The 16,611-nt window shown below is 68.7% G+C and carries 14 protein-coding genes; 8 read left to right on the top strand and 6 right to left on the bottom strand.

Features of this window, described 5'->3' with window-relative positions:
- Positions 1-44: 44 nt before the first annotated feature.
- From DL990_RS00155 to DL990_RS00140, 4 genes are all read left to right on the top strand, one after another.
- A complete protein-coding gene (locus tag DL990_RS00155) occupies positions 45-2,603 on the top strand; it encodes an ATP-dependent Clp protease ATP-binding subunit (protein WP_125786154.1) in 2,559 nt (852 codons plus the stop codon).
- Positions 2,604-2,963: 360 nt separating this feature from the next.
- Complete coding sequence (locus tag DL990_RS00150) at positions 2,964-3,329, top strand: type II toxin-antitoxin system RelE/ParE family toxin (protein WP_125797567.1); 366 nt, start codon at positions 2,964-2,966, stop codon at positions 3,327-3,329.
- 1 nt (position 3,330) lies between these two features.
- Positions 3,331-3,669, top strand: coding sequence for an XRE family transcriptional regulator (locus tag DL990_RS00145; protein ID WP_125786152.1), 339 nt, complete (start codon positions 3,331-3,333; stop codon positions 3,667-3,669).
- Positions 3,670-3,896: 227 nt separating this feature from the next.
- Positions 3,897-5,657 (top strand): Hsp70 family protein, encoded by a 1,761-nt coding sequence (locus tag DL990_RS00140; protein WP_125797566.1) that lies wholly within the window; start codon positions 3,897-3,899, stop codon positions 5,655-5,657.
- Here DL990_RS00140 and pcp read toward each other — a convergent pair whose 3' ends face one another.
- Complete coding sequence (gene pcp, locus DL990_RS00135; protein ID WP_125786150.1) at positions 5,658-6,293, bottom strand: pyroglutamyl-peptidase I; 636 nt, start codon at positions 6,291-6,293, stop codon at positions 5,658-5,660. It lies immediately after the preceding gene.
- Positions 6,294-6,319: 26 nt separating this feature from the next.
- Positions 6,320-7,735, bottom strand: coding sequence for a M1 family metallopeptidase (locus tag DL990_RS00130; RefSeq protein WP_125797565.1), 1,416 nt, complete (start codon positions 7,733-7,735; stop codon positions 6,320-6,322).
- Positions 7,736-7,945: 210 nt separating this feature from the next.
- On the opposite strand from DL990_RS00130, the gene DL990_RS00125 reads away from it, so the two are divergent.
- Positions 7,946-11,131 carry a BTAD domain-containing putative transcriptional regulator gene (locus DL990_RS00125; RefSeq protein ID WP_125797564.1) on the top strand — a complete coding sequence of 1,062 codons (3,186 nt, stop codon included), beginning with the start codon at positions 7,946-7,948 and terminating at the stop codon, positions 11,129-11,131.
- A 64-nt stretch (positions 11,132-11,195) separates the two neighbouring features.
- Here the strand turns inward: DL990_RS00125 and DL990_RS00120 are convergent, their stop codons facing one another.
- Both DL990_RS00120 and DL990_RS00115 read right to left on the bottom strand, forming a co-directional pair.
- Positions 11,196-11,996, bottom strand: a complete 801-nt coding sequence (locus DL990_RS00120) for an ABC transporter permease (RefSeq protein ID WP_125786147.1) — start codon at positions 11,994-11,996, stop codon at positions 11,196-11,198.
- On the bottom strand, positions 11,993-12,970 hold the full coding sequence (locus tag DL990_RS00115; RefSeq protein ID WP_125797563.1) for an ATP-binding cassette domain-containing protein: 978 nt from the start codon (positions 12,968-12,970) through the stop codon (positions 11,993-11,995). Before DL990_RS00115 ends, DL990_RS00120 begins: the two co-directional genes overlap by 4 nt.
- A 136-nt stretch (positions 12,971-13,106) precedes the next feature.
- Here DL990_RS00115 and DL990_RS00110 point away from each other — a divergent pair, with 136 nt between their 5' ends.
- A complete protein-coding gene (locus tag DL990_RS00110) occupies positions 13,107-14,126 on the top strand; it encodes an endonuclease/exonuclease/phosphatase family protein (RefSeq protein WP_125797562.1) in 1,020 nt (339 codons plus the stop codon).
- Positions 14,127-14,167: 41 nt separating this feature from the next.
- Here the strand turns inward: DL990_RS00110 and DL990_RS00105 are convergent, their stop codons facing one another.
- A complete protein-coding gene (locus tag DL990_RS00105) occupies positions 14,168-14,983 on the bottom strand; it encodes a Sir2 family NAD-dependent protein deacetylase (protein ID WP_125797561.1) in 816 nt (271 codons plus the stop codon).
- Positions 14,976-15,284 carry an antibiotic biosynthesis monooxygenase gene (locus DL990_RS00100; protein ID WP_125786143.1) on the bottom strand — a complete coding sequence of 103 codons (309 nt, stop codon included), beginning with the start codon at positions 15,282-15,284 and terminating at the stop codon, positions 14,976-14,978. Before DL990_RS00100 ends, DL990_RS00105 begins: the two co-directional genes overlap by 8 nt.
- 62 nt (positions 15,285-15,346) lie before the next feature.
- Between DL990_RS00100 and DL990_RS42285 the strand changes: the two genes are divergently transcribed.
- Positions 15,347-15,475 (top strand): hypothetical protein, encoded by a 129-nt coding sequence (locus tag DL990_RS42285; protein WP_305015699.1) that lies wholly within the window; start codon positions 15,347-15,349, stop codon positions 15,473-15,475.
- 42 nt (positions 15,476-15,517) lie between these two features.
- The gene (locus DL990_RS00095; protein ID WP_370451222.1) at positions 15,518-16,537 is read left to right on the top strand and encodes an FAD-dependent monooxygenase; all 1,020 of its coding nucleotides are present in this window, start codon (positions 15,518-15,520) and stop codon (positions 16,535-16,537) included.
- Positions 16,538-16,611 lie beyond the last annotated feature (74 nt).

Below are 16,611 nucleotides of genomic sequence, written 5' to 3'. Positions count from 1 at the left end.
CACGATGGAAACGGGCCGCCGTCGCAGCAGTCGAGGGAGTGCACATGTTTGAGAGGTTCACCGACCGCGCGAGGCGGGTGGTCGTCCTGGCCCAAGAAGAAGCCAGGATGCTCAACCACAACTACATCGGCACCGAGCACATCCTCCTGGGTCTGATCCACGAGGGTGAAGGTGTCGCCGCCAAGGCGCTGGAATCGCTGGGCATCGCGCTGGAGGGCGTCCGCCAACAGGTCGAGGAGATCATCGGCCAGGGGCAGCAGGCCCCGAGCGGGCACATCCCCTTCACCCCGCGGGCCAAGAAGGTGCTTGAGCTGTCGCTGCGCGAAGCGCTGCAGCTCGGCCACAACTACATCGGCACCGAGCACATCCTGCTCGGTCTCATCCGCGAGGGCGAAGGCGTCGCCGCACAGGTGCTCGTCAAGCTCGGCGCGGACCTCAACCGGGTGCGTCAGCAGGTCCTGCAGCTGCTGTCGGGCTACCAGGGTGGCAAGGAGTCGACCGAGACCGGCTCCGGACGCGGTGAAGGCACCCCGTCGTCGTCGCTGGTGCTCGACCAGTTCGGCCGCAACCTGACCGTGCAGGCCCGCGAAGGCAAGCTCGACCCGGTCATCGGCCGCGGCAAGGAGATCGAGCGGGTCATGCAGGTGCTGTCGCGGCGCACCAAGAACAACCCGGTCCTGATCGGTGAGCCCGGCGTCGGCAAGACCGCCGTCGTCGAGGGGCTCGCGCAGAACATCGTCAAGGGCGAGGTGCCCGAGACGCTGAAGGACAAGCAGCTCTACACCCTCGACCTCGGCTCCCTGGTCGCCGGTTCCCGGTACCGCGGTGACTTCGAAGAGCGCCTCAAGAAGGTGCTCAAGGAGATCAAGACCCGCGGCGACATCATCCTGTTCATCGACGAGCTGCACACGCTCGTCGGCGCGGGTGCCGCCGAGGGTGCGATCGACGCCGCGTCGATCCTGAAGCCGATGCTGGCCCGTGGTGAGCTGCAGACGATCGGCGCGACCACCCTCGAGGAGTACCGCAAGTACATCGAGAAGGACGCCGCGCTGGAGCGCCGCTTCCAGCCGATCCAGGTCGGCGAGCCGTCGCTCGAGCACACGATCGAGATCCTGAAGGGTCTCCGCGACCGGTACGAGGCGCACCACCGCGTCTCCATCACCGACGGCGCGCTGGTGCAGGCGGCCACCCTCGCGGACCGCTACATCAACGACCGCTTCCTCCCGGACAAGGCGATCGACCTGATCGACGAGGCCGGCGCCCGGATGCGCATCCGCCGCATGACCGCGCCGCCGGACCTGCGCGAGTTCGACGAGAAGATCGCCGACGTGCGCAGGGACAAGGAGTCCGCGATAGACGCGCAGGACTTCGAGCGCGCCGCCCGCCTCCGTGACGAGGAGAAGACCCTCCTCGGCCAGAAGGGTGAGCGGGAGAAGCAGTGGAAGGACGGCGACCTCGACGTCGTCGCCGAGGTCGACGAGGAGCAGATCGCCGAGGTCCTCGCCAACTGGACCGGCATCCCGGTGTTCAAGCTCACCGAGGAGGAGACCACGCGTCTGCTCCGCATGGAGGACGAGCTGCACAAGCGGATCATCGGCCAGGAGGACGCCGTCAAGGCCGTCTCCCAGGCGATCCGCCGCACCCGCGCCGGCCTGAAGGACCCGAAGCGCCCCTCCGGCTCGTTCATCTTCGCCGGCCCGTCCGGTGTCGGTAAGACCGAGCTGTCCAAGGCGCTCGCGGCGTTCCTGTTCGGCGAGGACGACGCGCTCATCCAGATCGACATGGGCGAGTTCCACGACCGCTACACCGCTTCGCGGCTCTTCGGTGCCCCTCCGGGCTACGTCGGCTACGAAGAGGGCGGCCAGCTGACCGAGAAGGTGCGGCGCAAGCCGTTCTCGGTGGTGCTGTTCGACGAGATCGAGAAGGCCCACCAGGAGATCTACAACACGCTCCTGCAGGTCCTCGAAGACGGCCGCCTCACCGACGGCCAGGGTCGTACGGTCGACTTCAAGAACACCGTGCTCATCTTCACCTCGAACCTGGGTACCTCGGACATCTCCAAGTCCGTCTCGCTCGGGTTCTCGCAGGGAGGCGACACCGCCAACCGGTACGAGAAGATGAAGCAAAAGGTCAACGAGGAAATGAAGAAGCATTTCCGGCCTGAGTTCCTGAACCGGATCGACGACATCATCGTCTTCCACCAGCTGACCAAGGACCAGATCATCCAGATGGTCGATCTGATGGCCGCCCGGGTCGAGAAGCAGCTCAAGGCCAAGGACATGGAGCTCGAGCTCACGCCCAAGGCCAAGGCGCTGCTCGCCAAGCGTGGCTTCGACCCGGTGCTGGGCGCGCGGCCGCTGCGCCGCACGATCCAGCGCGAGATCGAGGACCAGCTGTCGGAGAAGATCCTGTTCGGCGAGATCCAGGCCGGTCAGATCATCCTGGTCGACGTCGAAGGCTGGAACGACGAAGAGGGCGAGAAGGACGACAAGGCGCACTTCGTCTTCCGCGGCGAAGCCCGGCCCTCGTCGGTCCCGGACGCCCCGCCGGTGACCATCGGTGCCGGCTCGACCGAAGAGAACGGTGAAGCCGAGGGCGAGTAAAGCCCAGTCGGTTCCGGAAGTGCCCGTCGTGGGTTTGCCGCGGCGGGCACTTTCGCGTTCGCGCCCCGATCACGCGTGTCGTCCGCTCAATCACGCGAGTCGTCCGTCTGATCACGCGAGTTACGCGCCTGATCACGTGAGTTCACCTTTCCGCGCAGAGGGCCTGCGTGCGTGGATGGGGAACTCACGTGATCAGGGACGTAACTCGCGTGATTGGACCCGGAACTCGCGTGATCAGACGGACGACTCGTGAGTGGCGAGGCATTGCATCTGCGGAACATTCAGTGGTGGAAGCGCACCTCCGTGGGAACTCTGGCCTTCGCGCCCTGATCGATATAAGGTCTACATTATGGTCGCCTGATGCAGTGGGAGATCGAACTTCACGACGAAGTGGATCGCTGGTTCGCGGCGTTGTGCCGGGAAGAACCGCGTACGGCCGACCGGGTCGAAGAGGCGATCGACATGCTGGCTCGTGAAGGACCGCGACTCGGACGGCCACTGGTCGACCGGATCAGTGGCTCGCGCAGGCACAACTTGAAAGAGCTGCGCCCGGCGTCGGCTGGGCACACCGAGATCAGGATCCTGTTCGTCTTCGATCCGTTGCGCAGGGCCGTGCTTCTGGTGGCCGGTGACAAGGCCGGAAACTGGAAACGGTGGTACGACGTCAACATCCCGATCGCGGAGGAGCGATACCGGCGGCATCTGGACGCGATGGAGGAATGCTGAAATGGGTCGGTCCTGGAAAGAGGTCAAGGCCGAAAAGCTCGCCGCGGATCGTGAGGCGGGCCGCGACGTCGAAGCCGCGCGGGCCGAGGCGCGAGAAGCCACTCAGGCGTACGTTCTCGGCTTTCGACTGTCGGAACTGCGCGAGGACGTGGGGCTGAGTCAGGCCGAGGTCGCCAAGCGGATGGGCGTGAGCCAGCCGCGGATCAGCCAGCTCGAGCAGGGCGATCCGAGCCAGATGGAACTGGACACGCTCCGCAGGTACATCGTCGCCTTGGGCGGCCGGATGCGGGTGGTCGCCGATTTCGACGATCACGACGTCACCATTTCGACCGCAGTCTGACGCGTTCCGGACTCCCGATCACGCGAGTTACGCGCCCAATCACGTGAGTTCGCCTTTCCGCGCAGAGGGCCTGCGTGCGTGGATGGGGAACTCACGTGATCAGACGGACGACACGCGTGATCAGGGACGTAACTCGCGTGATTGGGGACGTAACTCGCGTGATCAGAGGCGGAACTCGCGTGATCGGGGGACGTGAGACGATGCCTTCGGGTCCGGGAGGGGGTCAGGTGGACGTTCTGGCGATCGATTTCGGTACCTCCAGCACGGTGGGGGTGCTTTCGATCCACGGCAGGGGGACGCAGGTCGTCGAGATCGACGGGTCGGTGACGATGTCGTCCGCGATCTACGTCGACAAGGACGGCACCGTCTTCGTCGGCCGCGACGCCGAACGCCGGGCCCGGCTGGATCCGAGCCGGTTCGAGGCGAATCCGAAGCGGCGCATCGACGAGGGCGCTCTCCAGCTCGGTGAGGTCACGCTGCCGATCGCCGACGCCTTCGCCGCGGTCCTGCGCCGGGTCGGCGAAGAGGCCGAGCTGCTCCTCCAGCGCCTGCCCGCGCAGGTGCGGATCTCCCATCCCGCGGGCTGGGGCCCGGATCGCAAGCAGATCCTCCGCGACGCCGCGCTCAAGGCCGGTTTTCCCACGACGGTGCTCATTCCCGAGCCGGTCGCCGCGGCCGCGCATTACGCCTCCCTCAACCACGGTCAGCGGCCGCCCGGTCCGATCGCGGTGTACGACCTCGGGGCGGGCACCTTCGACTGCGCGGTCGTCGGTGTCAGTGCGCAGGGGTTCGCCGTGCTCGCCGAGGACGGCCTGCCCGATCTCGGCAGTCTCGACATCGACCAGGCGCTGCTGGTGCACATCGGCCGCGAGGTGTCGCATTCCGAACCCGCGCGGTGGCAACGGATCCTGCGCCCGCAGTCGGTCAGCGACCGCCGGACGCGCCGGTCGTTGCTGCAGGATGTCCGTGACGCCAAGGAAAGCCTGTCCCGGCACCAGCAGACCGAGATCCCGATGCCGGAGCCGTTCGGCGACGTGCGGGTGACGCGGACGGAGCTCGAAGCGCTCGTCCGGCCGAGTTTCCTGCGCAGCGCCGAGCTGCTGGCCACCACGATCCGCCGCGCCGGGCTGTCCCCGGACCGGCTCGGCGGCGTCTACCTCGTCGGCGGGCCGAGCCGGATGCCGTTGCTGGCGAGTCTGCTGGCGAATCAGCTCAGGATCGCGCCGACCACGCAGGATCAGCCGGAGACGGCGGTCGCGTTCGGGCTCCACCACGTGCCCGCGGGTGGCGAGGACTCCCAGCTGACCGTGCCCGCCTTCGCGCCGGTCGCGCCGCCGGTGCGGCAACAGCCAGTGCAGCAACAACAACCGCGGCGCCCGCAGCCGCCGCGCTGGACGCCGCCTCCGCCCCCGCCGGGCCGGAGCTGGCAGAAGCCCACGACGTACGGCGTCATCGTGCTCGCCCTCGCGGCGATCGTGACGACGATCGTCCTGCTCGGCGGCGGCGAGGAAGCGCCGGTCGCCGGACCGGCTCCGGCGAAACCGGTGAGCTGCGACCAGCCGGGGACGAAGGACGCGCAGGGGTTCACGGACTGCCTCCGCCGGATCGCCGCGGTCGTCCCGAAGGGGGACGACTGCCGGGAGGCGCCGGACGCGGCCGCCACGGTGGGGGCGTCGTCGGCGGTCACCTGTGTTTTCAAGGATGACAAGGCGTCGAACGCGATCAACTATTACCAGGGCGTCGCGATGACCGGTCTGGAGGACGGCGTCCGGCAGCGGATGACCAAGGGCAAGCCCGTGGAGGGCACTTGGGCGGCCGACGGGCTCCGTGGGCGGTACTTGGCGGGCGCGGGCAAGCGAAGCGGCATCGTGCTCTTCGGGACCGAAGACGCGCCGTTGAGCGCGATGCTCGTCTCGACCCGCAGCGACGGCACCTCGCGCACGACCGCGGAGATGGTCGAGTTCTTCACCGCACAGCTCAAGCCCTGATCAGTGCAGGGTGCCCGCCGGTGTCGAGAGATCCTCGGTCACCGAAAGCGCGGTGTCCACGATGATCTCCAGCGCCTCCGCCGCGCGGTGCACGGCCAGGCTCGGCGCGGTCGTCCGCGCGGCCTGCTCCGGGGTGTACGGCACGTGCACGAAACCGCCGCGTACGCCGGGAAAGTCGTTGTCCAGCAAGTGCATCAGCCCGTAGAAGACCTGGTTGCACACGTAAGTCCCGGCGGTGTGCGAGACCGACGCGGGAAGTCCCGCGTGCTCGATCGCCGCGACACACGCTTTCACCGGCAGAGTGGTGAAGTACGCGTTGGGCCCGCCGGGGATCACCGGGACGTCGACGGGTTGTGAGCCCGCGTTGTCCGGGATGCGGGCGTCGATCAGGTTGATCGCGACGCGTTCCGGGGTGACGCCGGGGCGGCCGCCCGCCTGTCCGACGCAGACCACCAGTTCCGGCCGGTACTCGTCGATCGCGTCGCGCAAGGTGACCAGCGAACGCGAGAACACGCACGGCAGTTCGACGGCAACGGCGTCGTGCCGCCGGCCGGTGAGCAGGGAAACCGCCTGCCACGACGGGTTCACCCGCTCACCGCCGAACGGTTCGAAACCGGTGAGGAGCACTGACGTCATGCCCTCACCCTAACGTGTGACGACGGTCAGGCAGCAGGCTTGAGGTCTCCCGGGTAGAGGAACTCGGGCGCCGGTTTGGCGTTGCCGTAGAACCACGCGTCGAAGAAGCCCTGGAGGTCCTTGTGCGCGACGCGTTCGGCGAACTTCTGGAACTCCGGCAGGCTCGCGTTGCCGTCGCGGTGGATGGCGGGCCACGTCTTCAGGACGCGGTCGAACGGCGCCGCGCCGATGTAGTTCTTCAGCGCGTGGAGTGCCACCGGGCCCTTCGAGTAGACGTACGTGAACTCGTTGCCGGGCCCCATGTCGTACAGCTTCCCTGCCCAGAACCGGTCCGTCGCCTTCTGCACGGCGGTCAGGTAGCGCGCCTTGAGGTCCTGCCCCGACTTCGCCTCGGACCAAAGCCATTCCGCGTACGAGGCGAAGCATTCGTTGAGGCAGACGTCCTTCCACTTGTCGACGGCGACCGAGTCGCCCCACCACTGGTGGGCGTTCTCGTGCACGATCGTCGGGACGTTGCCCGCCGCGCCCGAGTAGATCGGCCTGCTCAGCGTCTCCAGGGAGAAGCCGATCGGCTCGGCGAGGAAGATGCCGCCCGCCGCGTCCACCGGGTAGCGCCCGAACTTCGACGCCAGGAAGTCGATGATCTCCGGCAGCCGCGCCTCGGCCTCCTTCGTCGCCGCGGGGGTGCCGGGGGCGTAGGCGTTGACGACAGGGGTGCCGTCGGACAGCTTCGTCCGCTCGAACTCCCATTTGTCGATCGCGACCGTCGTCATGTACGGCACGGCCGGGGTCTCTTCTGCCCAGACGTACGTGGTGTTCTTCCCCGAAGCGAACTGCCCGCGCTCGCGGCCGTTCGAAATGACGCCCCATTCCGAGGGAACGGTGACCGCGAGGTGGAAGGTCGCCTTGTCCCGCGGGGTGTCGTTGACCGGGTACCAGGTGGTCGCGGATTTCGGCTCGCCCGCGACGAACGCGCCGCCGGATTTCGCGTACTGCCAGCCGTTCTCGCCCAGTGACGGATCCTCGATCGGCCGCGGGACGCCGTGGTAGGCGATCTCGGCGGTGAACCGCTCGTGGTTCCGCAGTGACCGCGCCGGGGTGATCACGAGTTCGTGGTCACCGGTACGGGTGAAGGCCGCCTTTCGGCCGTTGACCTTGACCGAGTCGACGGTCAGCCCGCGCAGGTCGAGATTGAACGAACTCAGCGCCTGGGAGGTCCGGCCGGTGATCGTCTGGAGGCCGGTGAGCTGTTTGGTGGCGGGCTCGTAGCCGATTTTCAGGTTGTAGTCGCCGACGTCGTAGCCGCCGTTGCCGTCCTGCGGGTAGTAGCTGTCGCCCGCGCCGTCGGCGCCGGGTTTCCCGGTGTCGGCGAGGGCGGTCCCGCCGCCGAGGACACTCGCGGCCAGAACGGCGGCGATGACGGCCGTACTCCGGTACCTCATTCACGCTCCCAGTCGATCGGCTGTGACTCGGTCACGAACACTTGGTCAGAAACGTAGCGCCGTGACCTCGGCCGTCCGCCCGGAAAGATCCTTCGTGCCCGGATAATCCCCACTTCCGTCGCCTGATCGGAGTCCGGAACCCCGACAGCCCGCTTTGAGAGACACAGCCTGATGGGGCTATCCGTTTGCGGCTTCTGGAAAGCTGGGGGCGTGCGTGTGACGCTGCTGGGCCCGGTCGGAGCGGAGGCCGGTGACGGCACCCCGGTCGACATCGGCGGTGCCCGCCTCCGCATGCTCTTGGCCAGGCTCGCGCTGGACGCCGGCCGCGCGGTCCCGGCGACGGCCCTCGTCGACGGTCTCTGGGGCGCGGAACCGCCTGCCGACGCGGCGAACGCGTTGCAGTCGCTGGTCTCGCGGTTGCGCAAGGTCCTGCGTGCCGATGGCGTCGCTCTCGACTCCGGCCCTGGCGGCTATCGGCTGGACGTCGCCCGCGAGGACGTCGACGTGTTTCGCTTCGAACGGCTGGCGGCGGAGGGCCGCGCGGAGTTGGCGGCGGGCCGGGACGCCGGTGCGGCCGCGGTCCTCGCCGAAGCGCTCGGGCTCTGGCGTGGTCAAGCGCTGTCCGACGTGCTCGAAGCCTCTTTCGCGCAGGCACCGGCGACCCGGTTGGAGGATCTGCGGATCGAAGCCGTCGAAGATCGCTTCGAAGCGGAGATCCGGCTCGGTGGGCACGGGCGGGTGCTGGCGGATCTGAAGGAGGCGGCCGCCCGGAATCCGCTGCGTGAACGGCTCGCCGGGCTGTGGATCCGGGCGTTGTGCGCGGCGGACCGGCAGTCCGACGCCCTCGCCGCCTACGAGGAGGTCCGCGCGGCGCTGGCCGACCAGCTCGGCGTCGACCCGTCGGCCGAACTCCAGGAGATCCATCTCGCCGCTTTGCGTGGTGAGCTCGGCCCGCCGCCCGCGGCCGTCGATCACCTTCCGGTCCGGCTGACCAGTTTCGTCGGCCGTGACGACGAGTTGAAGCTGGTCGCCGAGCTCCTCGCGGGCGCGCGGCTGGTGACGCTCGTCGGGTCCGGCGGCGTCGCGACGACCCGGCTGGCCACCGAGGTCGCGACGCGGCATCCGGCCCACGCGCGGGGACGCGTCTGGTTCGTGCCGCTCGCCGGCGTCCGCGACCCCGGCGACCTGCCCGGCGCGGTCTTCGCCGCCCTGGAGCTGTGGGATCTCGGCCTTTCGCACGGCGGCGATCCGATGCGGCGTCCGGTGGACGCGCTGGCCAGGGTCGTGGAGACGCTCGGCGCCGGCGAGTCGGTGCTGGTGCTGGACAACTGCGAGCATCTGGTCGACGCGGCCGCGGAGCTGGCGAACACCCTGCTGCGCCGCGTGCCGACGCTGCGCATCCTCGCGACGAGCCGCGAGGCGCTGGCCATCGACGGAGAGACGCTGTGCCCGCTCGGCCCGCTGTCCGTCCCGGACGGGACGCCGACCGTCCCGCAGGCGGCCGAGGCGGGCGCGATCCGGCTGTTCGTCGACAGGGCGGTGGCCGTGCGCCCGGACTTCCTCCTCGACGAGTCCACTGTGGACGCGGTCGCGCAGATCTGCCGACGGCTCGACGGCATGCCGCTGGCGCTGGAACTGGCCGCCGCGCGGCTGCGGTCGATGACCGTCGCGCAGATCTCGCAGCGTCTCGACGACCGGTTCCGCCTGCTGACCTCAGGCAGCCGGACGGCGTTGCCGAGGCAGCGCACACTGCGTGCCGTCGTCGAGTGGAGCTGGGATCTGCTCGACGACACCGAGCGCGTGCTCGCCAGGCGGCTTTCGGTATTCGGGGCGGGTGCCGAGGTCGAAGCCGTCGAAGGTGTCTGCGCCGGAGACGGCCTGGCCGCCGAAGACGTCCTGTACGTCCTCGGATCGCTCGTCGAGAAGTCCATTGTGGACGCGATCACCGGCGATCACGGCGAGCCGCGGTACCGCATGCTGGAGACCATCCGGGCGTACGCGGCGGAACGGCTCGACGAGGCCCAAGAGCGAGAACAGCTCACAAAGGCTTATCACCGCTACTACGCCCAGCTCGCCGAGCGGCTGGAGCCGATGCTGCGGACCGCGGATCAGCTCGTCGCCATCTCCCGCTACGACGCGGAACACGGCAACATCGTGACAGCGCTTCGCCAGGCCATCGACGCGGGCGACGCGGAAATGGCGACGCGCCTGTTCGGGAACACCTTCTGGTACTGGCTGGTGAAGGGCGACAGCGACCGAGTCGAGTCCTTCGTCGCCGAAGTGCTCGGTTTCGGCGACCGGCTGGAGGAGGACTTCGCCGCCGCGTTCCGGGCGATGGGCGAGATCACCTCGATGGTGCCGGGAGCCGGCGACCGCGAAGCCGTGCGGGAACTCATCGAAGACTGCGTGCGGACGAACGCGCACACCCGGTTCGCCGGGCTGGCCATCGGCCTGCCGATGCTGGCCTTCTTCAGCCAGAACAAGGAACTCGCGCATCGCGAGGTCGAGAGGGCGCTGGCGAGCCCGGACCCGTGGGCAAGGTCGGCGGGGTCGTGGGCGTGCAGCTTCATCCTCGCCGACGACGGCGACCCCGAGGGCGCGGACATGGCCAGGGACAGGGCCTACGAAGGGTTCACGGCCGTGGGCGACCGCTGGGGAACCGCGATGGCCGTGGGCATGAAGGCGAGCGACATCTCGATGTCGGGCGATCACGACGCCGCGCTCGCGCTGTACCGGCGAGGCCTCGACCTCGCGCTCGAACTGGGGTCGCAGGACGACGTGATCCAGCAGCGCTGGCGGCTCGCGACGGAGTACGCGCGGGCCGGTGACCTCGACACGGCGATGCGCGAGATGCGCGACGCGGAGCGCTACGCGATCGACACGGGCAACGACCAGCTCGCGGTGATGGTGCTGGTGGGGAAGGCCGATCTGCTCTGCCGCGCCGGACGCGTCGACGAGGCACGCGCGGTCGGCGCCCGGTTCCGGGAGCTGATGGAGACGGTGCCGATGCCGGGCATGTTCGGCGACGAGTACGGCGGGTACATCGACACGGAGATCGCGCTGGCCACCGGAGATCTGGACGGTGCCGAGCGCGGTGCCGCGATCGTCGTGAAGTCCACCGCGGAACGCGGCGACATGCCCGATCTCGGGCGGATCGTCGAGGTCTGCGGGCTGGTCCGGTTCCGGCAGGGGCGGCCTGAGGCGGCTGTCCGGCTGCTCGGCGCGGCGAAGCTCCTGCGCGGCAGGCAGGACCTCGGGGAACCCGGGATCCGGCAACTCATCGAAGACCTGAAGGAGCACTTCGGCGAGGAGCGCTACGAAGAGCTGCTCGTGCAGGACGCCGGACTGTCGCGTCCGGACCTGGTGGCCTGGATCAGCGCCGAGATGGGGTCGTGAGTGGCGTTTCGGGTTAGAACCCGAAACGCCACTCACGACCCACGCGCGCTCCCCCTGACCCCCGTCAGACGCGCTTCCGGTAAGCCCACGTGGCGAGCGGGAAGAAGACCGCGATCGCTGCCGCCATCCAGATCAGCGCCCCGGTCAGCGGCCCGGCGACCGGTCCGCCGTTCATCAGCCCGCGCAGGACGTCGGACATCTGCGTCACCGGGCTGATGTCGGCCCAGGCCTTCAGCCAGCCGGGCATGGTGCTCGTCCCCACGAACACGTTGCTGCCGAAGGTCAGCGGCATCAGCACCACGAACATCAGGCCCTGCACCGCGCCGGGGCTCTTCACCAGCATCCCGACGAACACCGAAGCCCAGCAGAACGCCAGCGCGAACGCGATCACGAGCACGATCGCCAGCGCGAACTCGGCCGGTCCGGTCTGGATCCGGTAACCCATGATCGTCGCCACGACCATCAGCACGGCGATGCACACCAGGTACCGCACGATGTCGGCCAGTACGGCGCCGATCAGCGGCGCGGACCGGGCGATCGGCATGGCCCGGAACCGGTCGAACACGCCCTTGGTGACGTCGGTGTTCAGCTGGACGCCGACGGTCATGCTGGCCTGCAGGATGTTGAACACCATGATGCCGGGCACGATGTTCTGGAGGTAGCTCTCCGTACTGCCCATGATCGCGCCACCGAACAGGTAGACGAACATGACCAGGAAGATGATCGGCGCGATGGTGACGTCGGCCAGCTGTTCCGGGTTCTTGCGGATCTTCAGGATCCCGCGCCAGGCAAGGGAAAGCCCGTGCCGCACACTGCTCGACGGTGAAACGTGCCGTGGTGGTGCGGGCATCGCGATGGTCGTCATACCAGGCTCCCTTCCGGAGTCGTGTCCTTTGTGGACTGGCCGGTCTTCTTGCCGGTCAGCGCGAGGAACACCTCGTCGAGGCTGGGCAGCCGCAGCGCCAGCTCGTCCGCGGTGATCCCGGCCTCGTCCAGCTTGCGGACCAAGGTGGACAGCAGGACGGGGTCGGCGACGGGCGCGGTGAGCAGCCCGGTGTCGTCGTCCCGGTTCGGCCGGGTCCCGGTGAGCCCGGCCAGGATGCGCTCGACGGCGTCGAGGTCGCCGAGCGCGCTCGGCCGGACCTGCAGCGTCTGGCCGCCGGTCCGCCGCTTGAGCTCGTCGGCCCGCCCGTTCGCCACGACCTGACCGTGGTCGAACACGGTGATCGTGTCGGCCAGCTGATCGGCCTCCTCCAGGTACTGCGTGGTGAGTAGCACCGTCGTGCCGTCCGCGACCAGCGTCCGGACCACGGCCCAGACCTCGTTGCGGGCGTGCGGGTCGAGCCCGGTGGTCGGCTCGTCCAGGTACAGCACCTTGGGACGGCCGACCAGGCTCGCGGCGAGGTCGAGCCGCCGCCGCATCCCGCCCGAGTAGGTCTTGATCGCGCGCCCGGCGGCGCCGGTCAGCTCGAACCGCTCCAGCAGCTCGGCCGCGCGCTTCTTCGCGTCCGCCCTCGAGAACTCCAGCAGCCTGCCGATCAGCACGAGGTTCTCCGTACCGGAAAGGTCCTCGTCGACCGACGCGTACTGCCCGGTCAGCCCGATCATGCTCCGGACCGCCATCGGGTTCTTGACGACGTCGTGGCCGAAGACGCTCGCGTGGCCGCGGTCCGGCCGGATCAAGGTGGCCAGGATCCGGACGGCGGTCGTCTTCCCCGCGCCGTTCGGCCCGAGCACCCCGACCACCTTGCCCGCCGGGACCTCCAGATCGACCCCGTCGAGCGCCTTCGTCTCCCCATAGTGTTTGACCAGGCCCTCGGCCCTGATCGCGTGAGTCATCGTTTCCTCCTGTGGATCTCGCCCCGTGGACAAAGGTGCACGCCGCGCCTGTCAGAGCGCGCACAAAGCGCTGGCAGGACCTGACAGGACCTGATACGCGCTGGTAGACGCGGCGTGAGGAGGTTGTGGAGGTGTTGTGGAGACCGCCGCCGAGACGCCGGTGATCGGCATACTCGACGTCATGGTGATCGAAGAACGGGTGGTCCGACCGGCGCGCCGGGGTACCGGGCGGAAGCTGGCCGGTGGGCTGCTCATCGCGGCGATCGTGCCGTTCGCGGTGCTGACGGCGCTGCGGCTGGTGGGCTACGACGGCAACACCTACACGATCGCGGCGCTCGCGCTGACGCCGTACGCCGGCATCGCGACGCTGGTGCTCGGGATCCTGGCGTTGGGACTTCGCCGCTGGTGGACCGCGGCCGTCGCGCTGGTACTGACCTGCACGATCGCGTCGATGGTGCTGCCTCGCGCGTTCGGAGGTGAGCAGAAGGCGCTGGGCGGGAAGCACGTCCGCGTACTGGCGTCGAACCTGCTCGGCGGCCAGGCGGATCCGGCCGTGATCGTCGGCTACGTGAAGGAACACCAGGTCGACGTCCTGAGCCTGACCGAGATGACGCCCGAGTCGATCACCGGGCTGGACCGGGCCGGGCTCTTCGACCTGCTGCCGTACCACGTGCTGCACCCGGCCGAGTGGGCGTACGGCTCCGGGCTGGTGTCGAAGTACCCGCTCACGCCGCTGAAACTGAGCGGCGATTCGGACGAGAAACAGCCCAGCGCGAGCGTGGACCTCGGCGACGGCGTGCGGATCGAGGTCGTCGCGGTCCATCCGTCGGCGCCGATGTGGGACAGGCACGCGTGGGTCGACGAGGCCAAGGACCTGCCGTATGCCGACGCCGAACACGACATCCGGATCCTGGCGGGCGACTTCAACGCCAGCCTCGACCACGCGCTCTTCCGTGAGCTGCTGACCAGGGGATACGTGGACGCGGCCGATCAGCTGGGGAAGGCGTTGCAGGGCACCTGGACGAACGGGATGGTGCCGCCGGTGCCGATCGACCACGTGCTGGCGGACAAGCGGACGGCCATCGCGGACTTCAAGGTGCTGGAGACGCCCGGTAGCGATCACGACGCCGTCTACGCGGAGGTCGTGCTGCCTTGAGGCTCGTGAGTGGCGATTCGGGTTAGAACCCGAATCGCCACTCACGAGGTGAGCAGCGCGTCCAGAGCCCTGAGTGTTTCGAGGCCGTTGCTCGCGAGCGAGACGCCGCGACCGTGCCGGACCTGCGGCTCGCGCGGGTTGATCCGGATCAGCGCACCGGTCGCGGCGCTGGCCAGTTCCGAATAGCGCCGCACCGTCGGCACGGCCTGTCCGGCGCCGAGTTCCACCACCACGAGGCCGCGATGCGTGCGACGCCACGCGGTCAGCTCGTCGAGTTGGGCCTGGCTACGCCTGCCGAGCCAGTCGTAGTCGCCGAACATCAGGATGTTGGGCCGGGCCAGGCCACCGCAGCGCGGGCAGGACGGCAACGGCTCCAGCGCGCGCATCGTGTCTTCTTCGATCGGGACGTCGAGGTCGTCGGCGGGCCAGATCTCGCCGGTGCATTCGGCAAGACACTGCAAGTGGTGGATGGACCCGTGCGCTTCGGCGACGTGCGGGTAGCCCGCCTTCTGGAACTGTCCGTCCACATTGGACGTGAAGGCGCGCGTGCCGCCGGGTTTGCGCGCTCCCCAGGACAGCAGGAGACCGAAGCCGTCGTGCGGGACGGTGGCGCGGTACAGCGCGAGCCGGTGCCCGTAGAAACCCCAGGCCAGTCCGGGATCTTCGGCGAAATGCCGTGGGTCGGCGAGTTCGACGAAGCTGATGCCCAGCCGCTCGTACGGCGGATACGCCTTCCAGAAACCCTCGTCACCCCGGAAATCGGGCAGGCCGGAGTCGACACCCATCCCGGCGCCGGCGCAGACGAGCAGCGCGCCGGCGCCGTCGATCAGTTCCGCGGCTCGTTCGAGCTCACTCACCCGGCTCAGAAGCCTGGACGACCTCGAATTCCAGCAGATTCGCGCCGCTGGAGACCGGCTTCGCGCGCTCGCCCGCGTGCGCCTCACGCGCCGGGCCGGACGCCCACGCCTGGTACGCCTCTTCGGACTCCCACTTGGTGTAGACGAAGTAGCGGGACTCGCCGGAGACCGGGCGGAGCAGCTCGAAGCCGAGGAAGCCCGGCTGGTTGTCGACGGCGTGCAGCCGCGCGGCGAACCGCTTCTCCAGCTCGGGGCCTGCGCCTTCGGGTACCTCGATCGCGTTGATCTTCACGACAGCCATGCCGCCAGCCTACGACGAAACTCTTTTGCGCCGCGATGTGATGCGTGGGACCTTCCCAGGGGATGGCTGACACCAAGATCCTCATCTCCGGAGCGAGTGTCGCCGGACCGGTGTCGGCCTTCTGGCTCACCCGGTACGGCTTCCAAGTGACCGTTGTGGAGCGCGCACCGACGCTGCGCCCCGGCGGCTAGGCCGTCGACCTGCGCGGAACGGCCAAAGAGGTCGTCCGAAGGATGGGCCTGGACGAACGCGTCCGCGCGGCGTGCACCGACACGAAGGGCGAGACACTCGTCGACGGGAAGAACCGCGCGAAGGCGACTCTCCGCGCCGACGACTTCGACGGTGACGGCGTCATCGCCGAGATCGAGATCCTGCGCGGCGACCTGACCGAAGTCCTGTACGAGGCGACCAAGGAGAAGACGGAGTACGTCTTCGGCGACCGGATCACCGCGCTGGACGAGCGGGCCGACGGCGTCGACGTCACCTTCGCCGTCGGGTCGCGGAGGACGTTCGACCTGGTCATCGGGGCCGACGGGCTGCATTCGGGAGTGCGGGCGCTGGCCTTCGGCGACGAGTCCCGGTTCGTCCGGCATCTGAGCTCGTACCTGGCGTTCTTCTCGGTGCCGAACCGGCTCGGCCTGCGAAACTGGGCGATCGGCTACGACGACGTCGGCCGGTCCGCCGGGATCCGTGGCATCCGCGACGGCGACGAGGCGATGGCCTACTTCGGGTTCGCGTCGGAGAAGGTGGATCACGACTATCGCGACGTCGAGGCGCAGAAGGCGCTGGTGCGCGAGTTCGCGGCAGGGATGGAGTGGGAAGCGCCCTGGCTGCTGGAGCAGCTGGACGAGGCTTCCGACTTCTACTTCGACTCGTGCGCCCAGGTGATCATGGACTCCTGGTCGCGCGGCCGGATCGGGCTAGTGGGCGACGCCGCGTTCTGCCCTTCGCCGCTCTCCGGGCAGGGCACGAGCCTGGCGTTCGTCGGCGCGTACGTCCTCGCCGGGGAACTCGCCGCGGGACTCGACACCGGGCTCAAACGCTACGAAGCGGTCATGCGCGAGTTCGTCGAGAAGACGCAGGAGATGGGGCGGGCCAACGCGGAGTCGATCTTCGCGAAGTCGCGGACGGCGTTGCGGATGCGCTACCTGGCGATGCGGGTGATGCGGCTCAAGCCGTTCGCCGCGCTGGCTTCGCGGAAGATGCGGGACGTGGTGAACGGCATCGACCTGCCGGACTACCCCGGTGCCTGACCCACACCGCAATTCGTCACCTGCTTGCGAGAGTGCGCGAGGAGCGTCTGCCGCAAGTAGATGACGAATTGCGG

This window comes from Amycolatopsis sp. WAC 01416 (genome assembly GCF_003947485.1).
Lineage (GTDB): Bacteria > Actinomycetota > Actinomycetes > Mycobacteriales > Pseudonocardiaceae > Amycolatopsis.
The sequence above is the reverse complement of the archived record's forward strand: the minus strand, read 5'-3'. Positions and strand labels throughout refer to the sequence as shown.